The 18,061-nt window shown below is 66.5% G+C and carries 19 protein-coding genes; 10 read left to right on the top strand and 9 right to left on the bottom strand.

The window, feature by feature from the left end:
• Nucleotides 1–95: 95 nt before the first annotated feature.
• Complete coding sequence (locus tag G6N51_RS19930) at nt 96–794, top strand: GAF and ANTAR domain-containing protein (protein ID WP_083173569.1); 699 nt, start codon at nt 96–98, stop codon at nt 792–794.
• An 82-nt stretch (nt 795–876) separates the two neighbouring features.
• A complete protein-coding gene (locus tag G6N51_RS19925) occupies nt 877–2,172 on the top strand; it encodes an acyl-CoA dehydrogenase family protein (RefSeq protein ID WP_083173640.1) in 1,296 nt (431 codons plus the stop codon).
• 50 nt (nt 2,173–2,222) lie between these two features.
• On the opposite strand, the gene G6N51_RS19920 is transcribed toward G6N51_RS19925, so the two are convergent.
• Nucleotides 2,223–2,678, bottom strand: a complete 456-nt coding sequence (locus G6N51_RS19920; RefSeq protein WP_083173568.1) for a MaoC family dehydratase — start codon at nt 2,676–2,678, stop codon at nt 2,223–2,225.
• 117 nt (nt 2,679–2,795) lie between these two features.
• On the opposite strand from G6N51_RS19920, the gene G6N51_RS28805 reads away from it, so the two are divergent.
• The gene (locus tag G6N51_RS28805; protein ID WP_167528596.1) at nt 2,796–2,969 is read left to right on the top strand and encodes a hypothetical protein; all 174 of its coding nucleotides are present in this window, start codon (nt 2,796–2,798) and stop codon (nt 2,967–2,969) included.
• Between the two features lie 41 nt (nt 2,970–3,010).
• Here G6N51_RS28805 and G6N51_RS19915 read toward each other — a convergent pair whose 3' ends face one another.
• The 4 genes from G6N51_RS19915 to G6N51_RS19900 all read right to left on the bottom strand — a co-directional run bounded on the left by G6N51_RS19915 (nt 3,011) and on the right by G6N51_RS19900 (nt 5,222).
• Nucleotides 3,011–3,679: a GAP family protein gene (locus G6N51_RS19915; protein ID WP_163750763.1), complete on the bottom strand. Its 669-nt coding sequence runs from the start codon at nt 3,677–3,679 to the stop codon at nt 3,011–3,013.
• Between the two features lie 119 nt (nt 3,680–3,798).
• A complete protein-coding gene (locus tag G6N51_RS19910) occupies nt 3,799–4,218 on the bottom strand; it encodes a DUF302 domain-containing protein (protein ID WP_083174072.1) in 420 nt (139 codons plus the stop codon).
• A gap of 38 nt (nt 4,219–4,256) precedes the next feature.
• Nucleotides 4,257–4,871: a mycothiol-dependent nitroreductase Rv2466c family protein gene (locus G6N51_RS19905; protein WP_083174073.1), complete on the bottom strand. Its 615-nt coding sequence runs from the start codon at nt 4,869–4,871 to the stop codon at nt 4,257–4,259.
• 30 nt (nt 4,872–4,901) lie between these two features.
• Nucleotides 4,902–5,222 carry a metal-sensitive transcriptional regulator gene (locus G6N51_RS19900; RefSeq protein WP_083174074.1) on the bottom strand — a complete coding sequence of 107 codons (321 nt, stop codon included), beginning with the start codon at nt 5,220–5,222 and terminating at the stop codon, nt 4,902–4,904.
• A gap of 236 nt (nt 5,223–5,458) precedes the next feature.
• Here G6N51_RS19900 and G6N51_RS19895 point away from each other — a divergent pair, with 236 nt between their 5' ends.
• From G6N51_RS19895 to ag85C, 7 genes are all read left to right on the top strand, one after another.
• On the top strand, nt 5,459–5,890 hold the full coding sequence (locus G6N51_RS19895; protein ID WP_083174075.1) for an MmpS family transport accessory protein: 432 nt from the start codon (nt 5,459–5,461) through the stop codon (nt 5,888–5,890).
• Entirely contained in the window at nt 5,887–8,805 is a 2,919-nt protein-coding gene (locus G6N51_RS19890) for an MMPL/RND family transporter (RefSeq protein ID WP_083174076.1), read from the top strand. Before G6N51_RS19895 ends, G6N51_RS19890 begins: the two co-directional genes overlap by 4 nt.
• A gap of 34 nt (nt 8,806–8,839) precedes the next feature.
• Nucleotides 8,840–9,337, top strand: a complete 498-nt coding sequence (locus G6N51_RS19885; protein WP_083174077.1) for a metallophosphoesterase family protein — start codon at nt 8,840–8,842, stop codon at nt 9,335–9,337.
• Between the two features lie 57 nt (nt 9,338–9,394).
• A complete protein-coding gene (locus G6N51_RS19880) occupies nt 9,395–9,856 on the top strand; it encodes a MarR family winged helix-turn-helix transcriptional regulator (RefSeq protein WP_083174078.1) in 462 nt (153 codons plus the stop codon).
• Nucleotides 9,853–10,683, top strand: a complete 831-nt coding sequence (locus G6N51_RS19875) for an ATP-binding cassette domain-containing protein (protein WP_083174079.1) — start codon at nt 9,853–9,855, stop codon at nt 10,681–10,683. Before G6N51_RS19880 ends, G6N51_RS19875 begins: the two co-directional genes overlap by 4 nt.
• Entirely contained in the window at nt 10,673–11,491 is an 819-nt protein-coding gene (locus G6N51_RS19870; RefSeq protein WP_083174080.1) for an ABC transporter permease, read from the top strand. Before G6N51_RS19875 ends, G6N51_RS19870 begins: the two co-directional genes overlap by 11 nt.
• Nucleotides 11,492–11,677: 186 nt before the next feature.
• Complete coding sequence (gene ag85C / locus G6N51_RS19865) at nt 11,678–12,727, top strand: diacylglycerol acyltransferase/mycolyltransferase Ag85C (RefSeq protein WP_083174081.1); 1,050 nt, start codon at nt 11,678–11,680, stop codon at nt 12,725–12,727.
• A gap of 35 nt (nt 12,728–12,762) precedes the next feature.
• Here the strand turns inward: ag85C and G6N51_RS19860 are convergent, their stop codons facing one another.
• The 4 genes from G6N51_RS19860 to G6N51_RS19845 all read right to left on the bottom strand — a co-directional run bounded on the left by G6N51_RS19860 (nt 12,763) and on the right by G6N51_RS19845 (nt 17,934).
• The gene (locus G6N51_RS19860) at nt 12,763–13,476 is read right to left on the bottom strand and encodes a YoaK family protein (RefSeq protein WP_083174082.1); all 714 of its coding nucleotides are present in this window, start codon (nt 13,474–13,476) and stop codon (nt 12,763–12,765) included.
• A gap of 64 nt (nt 13,477–13,540) precedes the next feature.
• Entirely contained in the window at nt 13,541–14,890 is a 1,350-nt protein-coding gene (locus G6N51_RS19855; protein WP_083174083.1) for a maltokinase N-terminal cap-like domain-containing protein, read from the bottom strand.
• A 100-nt stretch (nt 14,891–14,990) separates the two neighbouring features.
• Nucleotides 14,991–16,763: a maltose alpha-D-glucosyltransferase gene (gene treS, locus G6N51_RS19850; RefSeq protein WP_083174116.1), complete on the bottom strand. Its 1,773-nt coding sequence runs from the start codon at nt 16,761–16,763 to the stop codon at nt 14,991–14,993.
• A gap of 121 nt (nt 16,764–16,884) precedes the next feature.
• On the bottom strand, nt 16,885–17,934 hold the full coding sequence (locus G6N51_RS19845) for a S1C family serine protease (RefSeq protein WP_083174084.1): 1,050 nt from the start codon (nt 17,932–17,934) through the stop codon (nt 16,885–16,887).
• Nucleotides 17,935–18,061: the final 127 nt, after the last annotated feature.

The raw sequence follows: 18,061 nt of genomic DNA, 5'->3' as shown, positions 1-18,061 counted from the left end.
CGGCGGCGACCAGCTGCCGGCATTCGGAACAACATCGACCGATGATCCGCACCGGACGGTTACGCGTGCCGGGCGATCGGGGAGAATCCGATCCTATGGAGTCTGCAGACCCGACCTCGACCCACCAGCTCGCCAAGCGCATGGCCGAACTCGCCCGCGGCATCGCCGCGCCCCGCTCGCTCGGTGACGTTCTCGCCGACGTGACCAAGGCAGCGGTGGACCTGATACCGGGTGCGGACATCGCGGGAGTGCTGTTGGTCAAAGGGGGTGGGGAATTCGAATCCGTCGCCGACACCGACAGTCTGGTCGCGCAACTCGACAAGCTACAGCACGACTTCGGCGAGGGTCCCTGCCACGACGCCGCCCTCGCACAAACCATCGTGCGCACCGACGACCTCCGCGATGAACCACGCTGGCCACGTTATGCGCCGGCGGCCGTGGAACACGGTGTGCTGAGCGGCCTTTCGTTCAAGCTTTACACCGCTGACCGCACGGCCGGCGCGTTGAACCTGTTCGGTTTCCGGGCCGCCGCCTGGGACGCCGAGGCCGAGACGATCGGAACCGTCTTCGCCGCGCATGCCGCGTCGGCGATCATGGCCGGGCGGCACGGGCAGCAGCTGCAGTCGGCGCTGTCGACGCGAGACCGCATCGGCCAGGCCAAGGGCATCATCATGGAGCGCTACGGTGTGGACGAACTGCGCGCGTTCGACCTGCTGCGGATGCTCTCCCAGGAGAGTCAGGTCAAGCTCGTCGACATCGCCCAGCGCGTGATTGACACCCGCGGCGACGGCTGATCCGCCGCCGCCGCCATCTACGATGGGGTGGCCTTCATCTTCGAGGCCGGCGCGACGATGCGCCGGGGAACGGGTGGCCACGGTGTGGGATTTCGAAACGGATCCGGAATATCAGGCAAAGCTCGACTGGGTCGAGAAGTTCATGACCGACGAACTCGAACCGCTCGATCTGGTCGCCCTCGACCCCTACGACAAGAAGAACGCCGAGATGATGACGATCCTGCGGCCGTTGCAACAGCAGGTGAAGGACCAGGGGCTGTGGGCCGCGCACCTGCGGCCAGAGCTCGGCGGGCAGGGATTCGGTCAGGTCAAGCTCGCCCTGCTCAACGAGATCCTCGGACGTTCCCGCTGGGCGCCGTCCGTTTTCGGGTGCCAGGCGCCGGACTCGGGCAACGCCGAGATTCTGGCGATGTTCGGCACCGACGCACAGAAGTCCCGCTATCTGCAACCGCTGCTCGACGGCGAGATCACCTCGTGCTATTCGATGACCGAACCGCAGGGTGGTTCCGATCCGGGACAATTCGTCACCGCCGCGACCCGCGACGGCGACCACTGGGTGATCAACGGGGAGAAGTGGTTCTCCACCAACGCCAAGCACGCGTCGTTCTTCATCGTCATGGCCGTCACCAACCCCGAATCACGCACCTACGACAAGATGTCGCTGTTCATCGTTCCGGCGGAGACGCCCGGCATCGAGATCGTCCGCAACGTCGGCGTGGGAGCCGAGTCGTCGAAGCGGGCCAGCCACGGCTATGTCCGCTACACCGACGTGCGCGTGCCGGCCGACCACGTGCTGGGCGGCGAGGGCCAGGCGTTCATGATCGCGCAGACGAGGCTCGGCGGTGGCCGCATCCACCACGCCATGCGGACAATCGCATTGGCACGCAGCGCTTTTGACATGATGTGCGAGCGCGCGGTGTCACGCAAGACCCGGCAGGGCCGGCTGTCTGATTTCCAGATGACCCAGGAGAAGATCGCCGACAGCTGGATTCAGATCGAGCAGTTCCGGCTGCTGGTGCTGCGCACCGCGTGGCTGATCGACAAGCACCACGACTACCAGAAGGTGCGCCGCGACATCGCGGCGGTGAAGGTCGCCATGCCCCAGGTGCTGCACGACGTCGTGCAGCGAGCCATGCACCTGCACGGCGCGCTTGGCGTGTCCGACGAGATGCCGTTCGTCAAGATGATGGTGGCCGCGGAGTCGCTGGGCATCGCCGACGGCGCCACCGAATTGCACAAGATGACGGTGGCCCGGCGCACCTTGCGTGAATATCAGCCCGTCACAACGCCATTCCCGTCGGCGCACATCCCCACCCGGCGCGCGGAGGCCCAGGCTCGCCTGGCCGAGCGGCTCGAACACTCGGTAGCGGAGTTCTGAGCGGGGTTTGCCGCCGCCTTGCCGTGGCTTAGGGCCCGCGCTGCGGGCGGTCAGGTGAGGTAGCGGACGATGCTCTCGGCGACGCACGCCGGCTTGGACGCGCCTTCGATCTCGACGGTCGTGGACATGGTCGCCTGCACGGCGCCGTTGCCGACATCCTCGACACCGACCAATGACGTCTGCGCACGCACCCGTGAACCGACCGGCACCGGGGCTGGAAACCGAACCTTGTTGAGGCCGTAATTGATTGCCAGCTTGATGCCGTTGACGGTATAGATCTGGTGCTGCAGGCGCGGCAGCAGCGCCAAGGTCATGAAGCCGTGGGCGATCGTCTTACCGAACGGACCGGCGGCCGCGCGTTCGGGGTCGACGTGGATCCACTGGTGATCGCCGGTCGCGTCGGCGAAGAGGTTGACATCCTCCTGGGTGATGGTCACCCAGTCGCTGTGTCCGATGGTTTCGCCGGCGGCGGCGGCGAGGTCGGCTACTGAATCGAAGGTGCGCATTGAATTTCTCCTTGGCTCCAGGTGGTAACCATAGCGCCGCGCGCTGAGGACGGTGGTTTCACCACGACGAACCGGGGAATCCCTAGCTCATCGCTGCGAGCCGCCTGGAAGGGAATCATGCCAGAAGGTAAGGGCCACAAGACAGAGCCCGACGTCGAACCGGAGGCTCACGAGTCTCGCTCACGCGCCGCGGCCGGCGAGACCGACGGCTCGTACGTCGGGGCGGCCGGTTCGGACGACTCTTTCGATGCCGGGGAGACGGGCGCCGAAGCACGCAGTCAACGCGGCTGACCGACGCCGCGGCCATCCCGTTCGTCAGCCGCCGGCCCGTCTCAGGACAGCCCGTACAGCATCACGGCAAGGCCTACCAACACCACGGCCGCGGCCGTGAGTGCCCGGCGCTGGTGCTGCATCCACCGCCTGATCCGCTCCAGCTGAGGGTCGATCCGCGGTCCGACTACCAGGTAGGCCAGGACGGGAGCGGCGACAGGCGAACTCGCCAGCACCGCATAGTAAGCCACCGCCAGCACAGAGCTCACTGCACTCATTCGGACGGTGGCGATCTCCGTCCCAACGGCCGCACTGGCGGCCAGCACCTTCGGGTTGGCCAGCATGGGAAACATCCCGATCGCGGCCGAGGCCGACGGAGTTATCGTGCCCACACTGCCTTCCCACCCCGGCCCGCCCCTCCCGTGGGCGCGTCGCCACCACAGCCAGACACCGAATGCCATCAGCACCGCGCCGACACCCATGACCGCCCAGTCGGCCCACGCCGGTGCGGGCCCCAGCAGATCGTCGAACAATCGCGGGAACTGCACGAATCCCGCGGCGAGGACGGTCAGCGACACTAGCCTCCCCATCAAGTACGCGACACTCGACGAGTACGGCCGATCGTTGTGGACGAGCAGCACCAACGACACCACGATGGGTATGGGCGAAAGCGCCACCACGAGTGCCGGTGCGGTCAGTTTCGCCCACACCAGACCCGAAAGAACCGACACACCAATACCTTTCAGACGTCCACGAGCGATTCGTCGAGACGTCGGCCGACCTCGGTGATCACGGCACGCCTACCACGGCCCGCGATGTCACGGGCCTGGCCGGCCCCGAGGGGCCGGCGTCAGGGCGTCGGAGACGGTTGCTTCAGGGCGCCGATCGCGGCTTGCAGTTTGGCGGTGGCCTGGTCCGCGACGTCCTGCAAGGCCCCCTGCTCGCCGGTCACCTTGACCATCAGTTGCGGGTCCATCGCCTCGACGAGAACCGCGTCGCCGGCGCCCTCGGGGTCGGCTCGCACCACGACGTTGCACGGCAGTAACTGACCGATCTGGCGGTGGATGCCGAGCGCGCGGTGCGCCAACACCGGGTTGCACGCTCCCAGGATGAGGTAGTCCTCCATGTCCTCCCCGAGCTTCTTTTTCAGCGTGGCCTTGACGTCGATCGTGGTCAGCACGCCGAAACCCTGCTCGGCCAGGGCGTCCGTCGTCCGTTTCACCGCGTCGTCGAACGAGGTGTGCAAGGTGATGGTCAAACCTGATGTCATTTCTTCTCCTCTTTCCGGGTGTTATCGGTGCCGCATGGCTAGGCCGCGGCGCGCGGCCGTTGCAGCTGGGCGAACTGCGGAACCGCGGCCAGCGTCGCGACCGCGTCGAAGAGCCCGATGGCGCGATCCGCATCGGGTAACGCGGTCAGGACCGGTCCGAAGAAGGCATGCCCGTCGATCTGCAGAATCGGACTACCCCCGGTTTCGCCGAGCGCGTCCTGTGCCGCCTGATGCCCTCGCCGCACGAGCTCGTCCAGGGACCCGTCCGAGACGGCCGCCGCGATGGGGGCGCGTGCGCCCACCGCGGTCAAGACATGGGCGACGAGGCTGTCGTCGAGCGGCTCGGCGCGGTCGATGTATCGCTCGCCGAAGGCGAAGTACGCGTCAGCCCACCCGGCCTCGCCCTTCTCCCGCGCGATGGCGGCCATGAGGCGGCCGGCTTGTTGCGAGTCGCGCATCCGGGCCTGCTGCTTGGGCGGGAGTTCTCGTCCCGCGTTGAGCACCGCGAGGCTCATCAGCTGCCAATCCACCGACATGCCGGTCTCCTCGGCGACGGCGCGCAGCCAACGCGCGGTGTTCCAGGAAAACGGGCACACCGGGTCCAGCCACAGCGTGACCTTCGATCCAGCTCGATCACTTTCGGCGCGGTCCATTGGTCATTCCCTTTTCATAGGAGCCGGTCGTCAGGCCAGGCTCAGGAACAGTTTTTCCAGCTCGTCCATCGTCACGCCGCGCCCGTCAGTGGGACTACCCTCCGGCCGGGTGATGCAGTCGCGCAGACCGGAGGCAATGATCTTGAATCCCGCGCGATCCAGCGCCCGCGAAACCGCGGCCAACTGCGTCACGACGTCCCTACAGGTGCGCCCCTGCTCGATCATCGAGATGACGCCCCCGAGTTGACCGTGTGCCCGGCGTAACCGGGCGAGGACGGCCTCCATGTCGGCGGGGTCGTGCGCGGCCGCGCCGGCGGCGAGCGGCGAATTGCCTTGTACTTCGAGTGCCATGACTCCTTCATACCATACCCGGCGGGGTATGGTATGAAGGCCTGGCGATACCCGGGGGGGTATGGTATTGGTTGAGCTGCGGGTCGCACAGGGCTCGCGGGTGACCGCCCACGCGACGGCGCCTGACGTGTGCCTGCCGACCCTCAGGTGCGGGCCAAACGGCCCTATTGGGTGCGGTCATGCGGGGCTGAGACTCCGTACCAGGACGAGCAGGTCACGAGGGAAAGGAAACGTCAGTGTCCACGTTCCTGAGACGGGCATGGGTACCGCTCGTCGTCGTGGTGGCGGTCGCCCTCGGCGGCGTTGCCGTTGATCGGCTCCGCGGCGTTTTCGGCTCCGAAGCGATCTTCACCGCCACCGGCAGCAGCGCCGAGCCCCTCAAGCCCTCGCACATCAAGCAGGTGACATACGAGATCTACGGGCCCAGCGACACGACGGGAAGCGTGAGCTACTTGGACAAGAACGCACAGCCGGCACAGGCCGACTTCGCCAGCCTGCCCTGGACCTTCACCATCACCACGACGGTGCCTGCCGTGATCGCCAACGTCGTGGCACAGGGCAACAGCGACACACTCGGGTGCCGCATCACCGTCAACGGTGTGGTCAAGGATGAGCAGTCCTCGGCCGGGCACCACGCGCAAACCTCCTGCCTGGTGAAGGCCGCATGAACACCAACACCGACGCCCGTCCGAGATTCATGCGGTTCGTCCGCACCTTCGCATGGCCGATCATCATCGGCTGGCTGCTGCTCACCGTTGCCCTGAACGTGCTTGTGCCGCCGATCGAGTCGGTCGCACGCAAGCACGCAGTGACCATGTCGCCGAAAGACGCGCCGGCGATGATTGCCGCCAAGCGGATGGGCGCAACGTTCCACGAGTCGGATTCCGACAGCATCGCGATGGTCGTCCTGGAGAGCGACAAGCCGCTCGGCGACCAGGCGCACCGCTACTACGACAGCTTGGTGAAAAAGCTAGAGGCCGACCCCAAGCACGTGCAGCACGTCCAGAACGTCTGGGGCGACCCGCTCACCGCCGCCGGCGTCCAGAGCAAGGACGGCAAGGCCGCCTACGTCCAGCTCAACCTCGCCGGCGACCAAGGCAGCACCCTGGGCAACGAATCCGTCGACGCGGTACGCAAGATCGTCGACAAGTCGGAGCCGCCCGCAGGGCTCAAGGTGTATGTCACCGGCCCGGCACCGCTGACGACGGACATGAACGAAGCCGCCGACAAGAGCATGTTCAAGATGATGGGCGTCACCGGCGTGGTCATCATGATCATGCTGTTCATCGCCTATCGGTCCGTCAGCACGTTGCTGCTGGTGCTCGTCATGGTCGGCTTCGAAATGGGCACCGCCAGGGGGCTGGTCGCGCTGCTGGGGAATTACGAACTATTGGGCTTCTCGACGTTCGTGGTCGCCATGCTCTCCTCGCTGGCGATCGCGGCGGGAACCGACTACGCGATCTTTCTCATCGGTCGCTACCAGGAGGCCCGCCAGGCCGGTCAAGACCGGGAAACGGCCTACTACACGATGTTCCGCGGGACCTCGCACATCATCCTGGGCTCGGGACTGACGATCGCGGGGGCCACCTTCTGCCTGCACCTGGCGCGGCTGTCGTATTTCAAGGCACTGGGCATCCCGTCCGCGCTGGGGTTGCTCGTCGTCGTCGCCGGCGCGATGACCGCCGCCCCGGCCGTTGTCGCCGTGGCCACCCGGTTCGGTTTGCTCGACCCCCGACGCATGATCAAAACGCGCGGCTGGCGGCGCATCGGCACGGCTACCGTGCGCTGGCCTGGAGCGGTGTTCGCGGCCTCGTTGGTCATCGCCATCGTCGGCATCCTGTTCATGCCGAGCATGAAGGTCAGCTACAACGACCGCTTCTACATCCCCCGCGGCCTGCCGTCGAGCGTGGGGTACGCGGCCGCCGAGCGCCATTTCACCGCCGCCACCATGAATCCCGACATCCTCATGATCGAGAGCGATCACGACATGCGGAACAGCGGCGACATGATCATCCTGGACAGGCTCGCCAAAGACATCTTCCGGTCACCGGGAATCGCGATGGTGCAAAGCATCACCCGGCCATTGGGCGGGCCGATCGAGCACACCTCGATACCGTTCCAGATCAGTGCACAATCGATCCCGATCCAGGAGAACCTTCAGTTCATGAGGGACCGGACGGCCGACATGCTGAAGATGAGCGACGATCTCGGCGCCATGATCGCCTCGATGCAGCGGATGCAGGGCCTGCTCGGGCAGATGGGCAACGCGACGCATCACATGGTCGGCGATATGCACGACATGCAGGCCACCCTGGACGAAATGCGGGACCACCTCGCCGATTTCGACGACTTCGCCCGGCCGCTCCGCAGCTATCTGTACTGGGAACAGCACTGCTTCGACATCCCCGTCTGCTGGGCGACGAGGTCGGTGTTCGAGGCGATCGACGGTGTGGACAAATTCAGCGAGAACATGAGCACATTGATCAAGGACGTCAACAACGTCGATGCGATAATCCCGCAGATGGCCGCGCAGTTCCCGCCGATGATCGCCGTCGCCAAATCGATGCAGGGAACGCTGCTCACGATGCACAGCAGCTTCTCGGGCCTGGTCACGCAGATGGCTCAGATGACCGACACGGCCAGCGCGATGGGACAGGCCTTCGACGCCTCCCGCAGTGGCGACTACTTCTACCTGCCGCCGGAAGCCTTCCAGAATCCCGACTTCCAGCGCGGTCTGAAGCTCTTCCTGTCTCCAGACGGTAAGGCCGCGCGCTTCATCATCACCCACGATGCGGACCCGGCCACTCCGGCGGGCATTTCGGCCGTCATGCCGGAATTGGCCGCGGCGCATCAAGCCGTGAAGGGAACGACCCTCACCGGGGCCAAGTTCTATCTGGCCGGCACGGCGGCCATCTACCGCGACATCCAGTCGGGCTCGCACTACGACCTGCTGATCGTCGGACTCGCGGCGCTGACGTTGATCTTCGTCGTGATGGTGATGATCACGCGGGCTTTGGTGGCGTCCATGGTGATCGTCGGAACGGTGCTGCTATCGCTGGGTGCGGCCTTCGGGCTCACGGTGCTGGTGTGGCAACACCTCCTCGGCCTGGACCTGAACTGGATCGCGCCGGTGTTCGGGTTGATCATCTTGCTGGCCGTCGGCTCGGACTACAACCTGCTGCTGGTGTCGCGGTTCCAGGAGGAGATCGGCGCCGGGCTGAAGACCGGCATCATCCGCTCCATGGGCGAGACCGGCGGGGTCGTCACGACGGCGGGCCTCGTCTTCGCCTTCACCATGATGTCGATGGTTGCCAGCGACCTGCGCTCGATCGGGCAGGCGGGTAGCACGATCGGCCTCGGCCTGCTGTTCGACACGTTGATCGTGCGCTCGTTGATGACGCCGTCGATCGCCGCGCTGCTCGGGCGGTGGTTCTGGTGGCCGATACGTGTGCGCCCGCGCCCCGCCAGCACCATGCTGCGGCCCTTCGGCCCGCGTCGCCTCGTCCGGTCCCTTCTCCTCGGTGAGGATGCGGACGCGGCGGCCGCCAGGCGCGAAAAAGCCATGGCTTCGACAGCGGGGTGACGACCGCCGGCCCAAGCCGGCCCAAGATAGGGTTGTGCGGCTGCTGCTGATTTCCGATACCCATGTCCCCAAGCGCGCCCGCGGCCTGCCCGCACGGGTTTGGGAAGAGGTGGAGACGGCCGACGTCGTCATGCACGCCGGCGACTGGGTGGTGCCCGAGCTGCTGGATGAACTCGAAGGCAGGTCGGCCCGGCTGGTGGCCTGCTGGGGCAATAACGACGGTTCCGCATTACGGGCGCGCCTGCCGGAAAGGGCGGACGTGACCCTGGCGGGGGTGCGTTTCACGGTCGTGCACGAGACCGGCGCGGCGGCCGGCCGCGAAGCGCGGATGGCGCGGCTGTATCCCGATACCGACGTGCTGGTGTTCGGGCACAGCCACATCCCCTGGGACACGCGCGCCGAAACGGGATTGCGCCTGCTCAATCCGGGCTCGCCGACCGATCGCCGCCGGCAGCCCTTCTGCACCTACATGACCGCCCGGGTCGCCGACGGGGTCCTCACCGACGTCGTCCTGCATCGACTCCCGAAGTAGCGGGTACATAACCGGCACACAGCTTCCCCACATAAATAGCTCGGCTACAGAGGTATCATGGGGAAGGTGAAGTCGAGTACCGATGTGGTCACCGACGTGTTTCGCGTCGTCGGCAGATTCCGCCGGCAACTGCGACGCTCGGCTGGGCGCGGCTTCGACTCGTCACGGCTGAGCGAATCGCAGTCCGAGTTGTTGTGGCTGGTGGCCCGACAACCGGGCATCTCGGTCAACGCCGCCGCCGCCGAGCTCGGGCTGGCCCCCAACACCGCGTCCACCCTGGTTTCCAAGCTGGTGTCCGGCGGGCTGCTCATCCGGACCGTCGGCGACACCGACCGCAGGGTCGGACGGTTACAGCTGGCCGAGCCCGCCCAGCACGTCGTCGACGCCTCTCGGGCCGCGCGCCGCGATGTGCTGGCCGAAGTGCTCGCCGAACTCGACGACGATGAAATCGAGTCTTTGACAAAGGGATTGGAGGTCATGGAGACGATGACCAGAAGACTGCAGGAGCGACGGTCATGAGCAGGTCACTGCCGATGGCGGTCGACGCCAGGCACCTGAGCTATCGGTATGGTCAGTTCACCGCCGTCAACGACGTGACGTTGCAGGTGCGCACCGGCGAAACCATGGGCCTGCTGGGCCCGAACGGCGCCGGGAAGACGACCATGGTCCGGATGCTCACCACCCTGGCGCCGGTGCAGCAGGGCGAACTGCGCGTCTTCGGGCTGGACGCGCGCCACCAGACCACCGACATTCGCAGCAACATCGGCTATGTGCCGCAACAACTCTCGATCGAACCAGCGCTGACCGGCCGGCAGAACGTCGAGTGGTTCGCGCGGCTCTACGGCGTGCCCCGGGCCGAACGTTCCGGTCGTGTCGAGCAGGCGCTGACCGCGATGGAGCTGCTCGACGTGTCCGATCGGCCGGCCGCGGCCTATTCCGGCGGCATGGTCCGGCGCCTCGAGGTGGCGCAGGCGCTGGTGAACCGCCCATCGCTGCTGGTGCTGGACGAACCGACGGTCGGGCTGGATCCGATTGCGCGGGACGGCGTCTGGACGCAGGTGCGCAAGATGCAGGCCGAGTTCGGCGTGACCGTGCTGCTGACCACCCATTACATGGAAGAGGCCGACGCGCTGTGCGATCGGGTCGCGCTCATGCACCGCGGTGAGTTGCGGGCGGTGGGTACGCCGGCCAAGTTGAAGTCCACCGTGTCGCCGCGCGCCACCCTCGAGGATGTGTTCCGCCACTATGCGGCCTCGGGCCTGGACGATGGATCCGCGTCGTCCGAGTCCGCGGGATCGCTGCGTGAAATCCGTTCCGCCAGAAAGGCTGCGCGCCGTGTCGGTTGACAGCGTCATGCCCGCAACCCTGGTTCGCGCACCGCGTGGATGGCAACGGGTCGGTGCGGTGCTCAGCCGCGTCGGCGCGTTCGCGATCGTCGAGATGCAGAAGCTGCAGCACGACAGAACCGAACTCGTCACCCGGATGGTGCAGCCGGCGCTGTGGCTGTTGATCTTCGGGACCACGTTCAGCCACCTGCACGTCATCCAGACGGGATCGGTGTCTTACCTGGCCTTCCTGGCGCCGGGGATCATCGCCCAGTCGGCGTTGTTCATCTCCATTTTCTATGGCATACAAATCATTTGGGACCGAGACGCGGGCGTGCTGGCCAAGTTGATGGTGACGCCGGCGCCCGCGTCGGCGCTGATCACCGGCAAGGCATTCGCCGCCGGCGTGCGCTCGGTCGCCCAGGTGGTCGGCGTCATGGCGTTGGCGTACCTGATGAATATCGGCCTCACGGTCAACCCGCTGCGGATCGTGGCCGCGATGGCCGTCGTGATGCTCGGCGCCGCATTCTTCGCCTGCCTGTCGATGACGCTGGCCGGCCTGGTGCGCAGCCGCGATCGGCTGATGGGCATCGGCCAGGCCATCACGATGCCGTTGTTCTTCGCCTCCAACGCGCTGTACCCGGTGGACGTGATGCCCGCCTGGCTGCAGGTGCTGAGCAGGGTGAACCCGCTCAGCTACGAGGTCAACGCGTTGCGGGGCCTGCTGATCGGCACGCCCTTCAACCCGATGGACATCGTCGTCCTGGCGGTCGCGGCGGTCCTCGGAATCGCGGCCGCCTCAACGCTGTTGCGCCGGCTCGTCGCCTAGTTGCGCCCTCGATAGCCGATCGTGACCCGAACGTAACGATTTCCGGCCGACTCCCAATCGTTAGCCAACCGCGATGTGAAGCTCCGGCCGCGACAGGCGATTTGCCTCGTCCTGACGTGTTTCACTGCCCACGAACAGATTCGACCGCCGCACGCGGCAGATGAAAGTTGGGATGGGTAGAGAGCTATGAAGTTCTTCGAAGAGTTGCGGAAGTTGCGTGGCGCCGCGGCAACCATGCCGCGTCAACTGGCGGTCGCGGCCATGGGGGCCGCCCTGATGGCCGGCCTCGTCACGGCGGCCGGCGGCTCGGCTACCGCGGGGGCGTTCTCGAAACCGGGTCTTCCGGTGGAATACCTGGAGGTGCCGTCACCGTCGATGGGCCGCAACATCAAGGTTCAGTTCGAAGGCGGCGGACCGCACGCGGTGTACCTGCTCGACGGTTTGCGCGCCCAGGACGACTACAACGGCTGGGACATCAACACCCCGGCCTTCGAGGAGTTCTACCAGTCGGGCCTGTCGGTGGTGATGCCGGTCGGCGGCCAGTCCAGCTTCTACAGCAACTGGTACCAACCGTCGTCGAGCAACGGCCAGAACTACACCTACAAGTGGGAGACGTTCCTGACCCAGGAAATGCCGCTGTGGCTACAGGCCAACAAGCAGGTCTCCCCGGCCGGTAACGCCGTGGTGGGCCTGTCGATGTCCGGTGGCTCCGCGCTGATCCTGGCCTCGTACTACCCGCAGCAGTTCCCCTACGCCGCTTCGCTTTCGGGCTTCCTCAACCCGTCCGAGGGTTGGTGGCCGACGCTGATCGGGCTGGCGATGAGCGACTCGGGAGGCTACAGCGCCAACAGCATGTGGGGTCCGTCCACCGACCCGGCGTGGAAGCGCAACGACCCCATGGTTCAGATTCCGCGGCTGGTCGCCAACAACACCCGGATCTGGGTGTACTGCGGCAACGGCACACCCAGTGACCTGGGCGGCGACAACATGCCGGCCAAGTTCCTGGAGGGCCTCACGCTGCGCACCAACCAGCAGTTCCAGAACACCTACGCCGCGGCCGGCGGGCGCAACGGGACGTTCAACTTCCCGGCCAATGGGACGCACTCGTGGCCCTACTGGAATCAGCAGTTGGTCGCGATGAAGCCCGACATCCAGCAGGTGCTGCTGGCCAGCAACACCACCGCCCAGCCGGCGCAGCCGGCACAACCGGCCCAGCCGGCACAACCGGCGGCCTGAAACCCGCCAAGCCAGCATCGGCAGCAGCGCACCGGTCAGCGCTGCTGCCGATGCTTTTTGTCCAGCCGGTCGTTCAACAGCGCGCGCCGGTCCTGGTGAAAGTATGTGTAAATGGTCGTCAACGCGCACACGACCGCAGCGATCACCAGCATCCAGGTCCCATTGACCACGACGCTGATGCAGCCGCCGATCGCTGCGCCCACGACGAAGCTGGCGAACAGCAGGAAATAGCCGAGCCAGTCGGACGCCTTCCCACCGGCCATGTGCCGCTCGATGCCCTGGCCCATCTTGACCATCGTCCCGGTCACGTAACTCAGCGGAACGGACACTTCGCCGTTCTTCACGAACGAGGTGTTCAACGCGCCGGTGCCAAAAGCCATCAGCATGATGGGCGCGAAGTCGAGGAAGTTCTCTTCCCACCCTTCGTCCAAGACGTCGACCACCGCCGCCGCCGCCAAGCTCAAGGTCGTCAGCACGGTGGGCCCGTGCGGATGGTCCACCCAGAAGCGCCTCCGGCACACCGAGGCGATCACCACGCCGGCGACGAACGCCACCATGAGCAGGCCGGCACTCGCGGCGAGCCACGGTTGGTGGCTGAAGTAGGCCAGCACCCCGCGTTGGGCGTTCCCCGTCATGAAGACCACGAAGTACCCCGCGGAGTGGGTGAACGAGATCGCCCCGAGGATGCCCGCCAGCGCGGCCAACACCCAGGACAATCGCGCCTCGCTGTCGAAGATCTCGCTCGTCACACGGACATGGTTCCAGACGCCCGTGCCGCTCGCAGGCGACGCATAGCGATTTCCTATCCTGCCGCTACGAGGCGGTGAGCCGGGCGATGGAGCGCAGCGGGATCGGCAACCAATGGGGGCGGTGCCGCGCCTCATATCCCGCCTCGTACACCGCCTTGTCGAGTTCGTAGGCGGCCAGCAAGTCGGCCGAGTCGCGCGGGTCGACCCCCGCCGCGGCGGCGTAGCCCTCGCAGAACGCGGTCCGGTTGCGCTCCACCCACTCCCGGGCGCGGGCGGCCAGTTGCTTGTCGGCCGCCTGGTCCACCAACGGTCCGTACGCGGCGTATTCGAAGGACCGCAGCACACCCGCCACGTCACGCAACGGCGAATCCGGAGCCCGCCGTTCCTCGAGCGGCTGGCCCGGCTCGCCCTCGAAGTCGATCAGCAGCCAGCTTTCGGGGGTGCGCAGCACTTGACCGAGGTGCAGGTCGCCGTGCACCCGCTGGACGGTGATCTCCTCGTCGGCGAGTTTGGCGAATCGTTCCTCGATGGTCGCCGCGTACTCCTGCAGCTCGGGCACCTTCGCCACGGTCGACGACAGCCGCGCCAGCACGGTGTCGACCGGGAAGGCCGCCTTCGCCGTACCGAGGGACTCCGCCAAGGTGGCGTGCACGGAGGCGACGGCCTCGCCGAGCCGGCAGGATTCGCCGGCAAAGTCGCCGCCGACCTCGTGCGCATACAGATCGGCCTCCGCGAACAGGTCGCGGACGCTGGCGGTGGCCATCGCCCACCCTTCCGCGGCGTTGGACGCGAACTCGGTCACCATGCCGAGCGGCCATGCCTCATCGTTGGTGCCGTCCGCGGCGGCCATCTCGTAGGTGCCGAGCAGCCGGGCCACGTGCGGATTGCCGGCGCGGGCCAGTACCCGGTTCAGCTCGATGTCGGGGTTGATGCCGCTGCTGACCCGGCGAAACGCCTTGAAGATGGCGTCGCGGTCGAAGATGACGCTGGTGTTGCTCTGTTCGGCGTCCGAGACGTGCGGCAGCGCCTCTAGCGGCAGTTCGACACCGGGCTCCTTGGCGAACCTCACCTCGGTGCCGGACGCGCTACGCACGGCCGACGAGTCGATCAGCGACAACAGAAACCGGGGCGCGTCGGTGTCGTAGAGGCCATCGAAGCCGGTGCGGTCCCCGGCGGCGCCGATGGTGGCGACGGTGCTGTACTCGGAGACCGGCCCGGCATCCCATTGCACGATCACCTGGTAGCGCTCGGATGAGCCGTCGGCGTACTGGGCGTCGACCAGCACCAGGTCGAGGTCCTCCCGAAGTGGGACCATCACGGCGGCCTCGGCGGAGGTCAGCTCCCGATTGCGTCCGGCGTACCACCGTTGCTGCGGGATCCAGTCCGACCAGGGCAACTTAGCGGGCTCGGTCATCGGCGCCGCTCCTTCTCATCACTACGTTCTGCATCGTCGCCGGCGCGGTCATCGGCGCCGCTCCTTCTCATCACTACGTTCTGCATCGTCGCCGGCGCGGTCATGCCTCCTCCTCACATGCAGTCAGCTGGAACCAGTAGAAACCGTGGCCCGGCAATGTCAGCAGGTAGGGCAGGTGCCCGATCCGCGGAAATTCGACGTGCCCGGTCAGTTCCACCGGCGTGCAACCGCTCCAGTGCTGCAAATTCAGTTCGATCGGCTGCGGAAACCGCGACAGGTTGTTGACGCACAACACCGTGTCCCCGCCGCCGGGCGCCTGGCGCACGAACGCCAACATCGACGGGTTGGAGCCCCCCAACTCCTCGAACGTACCGATCGCGAAGGCCTCGTGGCGGCGCCGAACCGCGAGCATCATGCGGGTGAAGTTCAGCAGCGACGTGGACGTGTCACGCTGGGCCTCCACGTTGACGGCCTGATAGCCGTAGACCGAGTCCTGGCTGGCCGGCAGGTAGAGCCGGCCCGGGTTCGCCTTGGAGAATCCCGCGTTGCGGTCCGGCGTCCACTGCATCGGGGTGCGCACGCCGTCGCGATCGCCCAACCAGATGACGTCGCCCATGCCGATCTCGTCGCCGTAGTACAGGACCGGCGAGCCGGGCAGCGACAACAGCAACGCGGTGAACAGCTCGATCTGGTTGCGGTCGTTGTCCAGCAGCGGCGCCAGGCGGCGCCGGATGCCGACGTTCGCCTTCATCCGAGGATCCTTGGCGTACTCGGAGTACATGTAGTCGCGCTCTTCGTCGGTGACCATCTCCAGCGTCAACTCGTCGTGGTTGCGCAGGAAGATCCCCCATTGCGCCATGTCGGGGATCTCCGGTGTTTGGGTCAGGATCTCCGAAATCGGAATGCGCGACTCCCGCCGAACCGCCATGAAGATGCGCGGCATCAGCGGAAAGTGGAACGCCATGTGGCACTCGTCGCCGCCGGTGGTGGGATCACCGAAGTACTCGACGACGTCGGCCGGCCACTGATTGGCCTCGGCCAGCAGCACCCGGCCCGGGAATTCGTCGTCGACGACCTTGCGGACGCGCTTGAGGAAGGAGTGCGTCTCGGGCAGGTTCTCGCAGTTGGTGCCCTCCCGCTCGAACAGATAAGGCACCGCGTCCAACCGGAAGCCGTCGATGCCCAGGCCCAGCCAGAAGCGGATGACGTCGATCATGGCTTCCTGCACGGCGGGGTTGTCGTAGTTCAGGTCAGGCTGATGCGAGAAGAAGCGGTGCCAGTAGAACTGGCGGCGCACCGGGTCGAAGGTCCAGTTCGACTCCTCGGTGTCGACGAAGATGATCCGGGCGTCGGTGTATTTCTCGCTGGTGTCGCTCCACACGTAGAAGTCGCCGTACGGGCCGTCGGGGTCGTGCCGCGACTCCTGGAACCACGGGTGCGATTCCGACGTGTGGTTCATCACCAGGTCCGTGATGACACGGATGCCCCGCTCGTGCGCGGCGTTGAGCAACGCGACGAAGTCCTCGACGGTGCCGAACTCGGGTAGCACCTTGTAGAAGTCCCGGATGTCGTACCCGCCGTCGCGAAGCGGCGAATCGTAGAAAGGGGGCAGCCAGATGCAATCGATACCCAGCCACTGCAGGTAGTCCAGCCGCCCCAGGAGTCCGCGCAGATCGCCCGACCCGTCGGCGTTGGCGTCGAAGAACGCCCGGACCAGCACCTCGTAGAAAACGGCGTGCTTGAACCACGTCGGGTCGGTGGGCAGCGCGGCGGCGTTGTCGAAGTCGTCGGACTCGGGGTGCTCGACGACACCGTCCTGGACGTGACTGCCCCCTGCGGGATGGTGCTCGACAGCGTCTCTTGCGTCGTTCATCAAATCCACGATGCCACGGGTACCCGAGGCGCGACATTCGAAATCACGCCCGCCAACATGTGACGAAACACGGCCGGCGCCAAGGGAATTAGGGGCCAGCTGGGCATCGTCGACGCGGCGATCAGGCTGGCGGCCCTTCCCCCAGCGTCACATTCGTGGTGCGGTCGCCGCCCTCGGCGGAGCGGTAGCGCACCGCGATGTTGTCGCCGGGATGGTGCGGCACGAGGACGTCCGTCATCGACGTGGCTCCGGTGATCGGGGCGTTGTCGACGACGGTGATGACGTCACCGGGAGAGATCCCGGCCCCCGCTGCGGGGCCGCCGGTGACCACGCGTTCGACGCGCGCGCCGTTGCCGTTGCTGTCGGTGACGCCCAGGCCGAGGAACGCGGTCGGGCCGATGTGCACGGTGTTCGACGCGGCGCCGGACCTGATCTGCCCGGCCACGCCCATCGCGTGGCCGATCGGGATGGCGAAGCCCTGCCCGCCGCCCGACATCTTGTAATTGTCGGTGGCGGCCGTGTTCAAGCCGACCACCTGCCCGTCGTTGTTGACCAGCGGGCCACCCGAGTCGCCGGGCCTGATCGGCGTGTCGGCCTGGATCAGCCCGCCCAGCGACTCGTTCGCGCCGGTCAGGGTGTCGGTCGCCGACACGGACTGGTTGAGCGCGATCACCTTGCCGGATACCGCGCTCGGCGTTCCACCCTGGCCACCGGCGTTGCCCATCGCCACGACGGGCTGGCCCACCGTCACCCCACCGCCGATCGCGGCGCTCGGAAGCCCGGCCCCGCCGCGCAGTTGCAGCACCGCGACGTCCTGGCTGCGGTCGTAACCGACCACGTCGACGGCGTACGTCTGGCCGTTGCCCACGTCGAACGCGCTGATGTCCGTCGCGCCCGAGATGACGTGGTTGTTGGTCAGCACGACGCCGTTGGGGTCGATCACGATCCCCGTCCCGGCGCCCACCGCGTTGTTGTAGCCGAATTTGGTGCTGATGTTGACCACCTGCGGCCCGACCTGACCGACCAGCGCCGCGGCATCGATCGGAGCCTGCGGCCGGGTGAACGGCGATGCGGCCGCCGGCGCGACGCCCAAGCCGAGACCCAGCCCGACCACGGCCAGCACGCTGACCAACCATGACCACCAGACCGAGCGGTGGTTCGATTTGCTCATCCGTCACCCTTCCTGCGTCGCGGTAAACACAAACTGTCCCGGCCGTGCGGTTCTGGGCGGCACATTTATGTGTATATAACCGTAATGCAGGTAGCTATTCACGGCAGTGGCACGGTCCTGATCAGCC

Source organism: Mycobacterium paraseoulense, assembly GCF_010731655.1.
GTDB lineage: Bacteria > Actinomycetota > Actinomycetes > Mycobacteriales > Mycobacteriaceae > Mycobacterium > Mycobacterium paraseoulense.
Note: the sequence above shows the minus strand (reverse complement) of the source record. Positions and strands in the feature narration are given on the sequence as shown.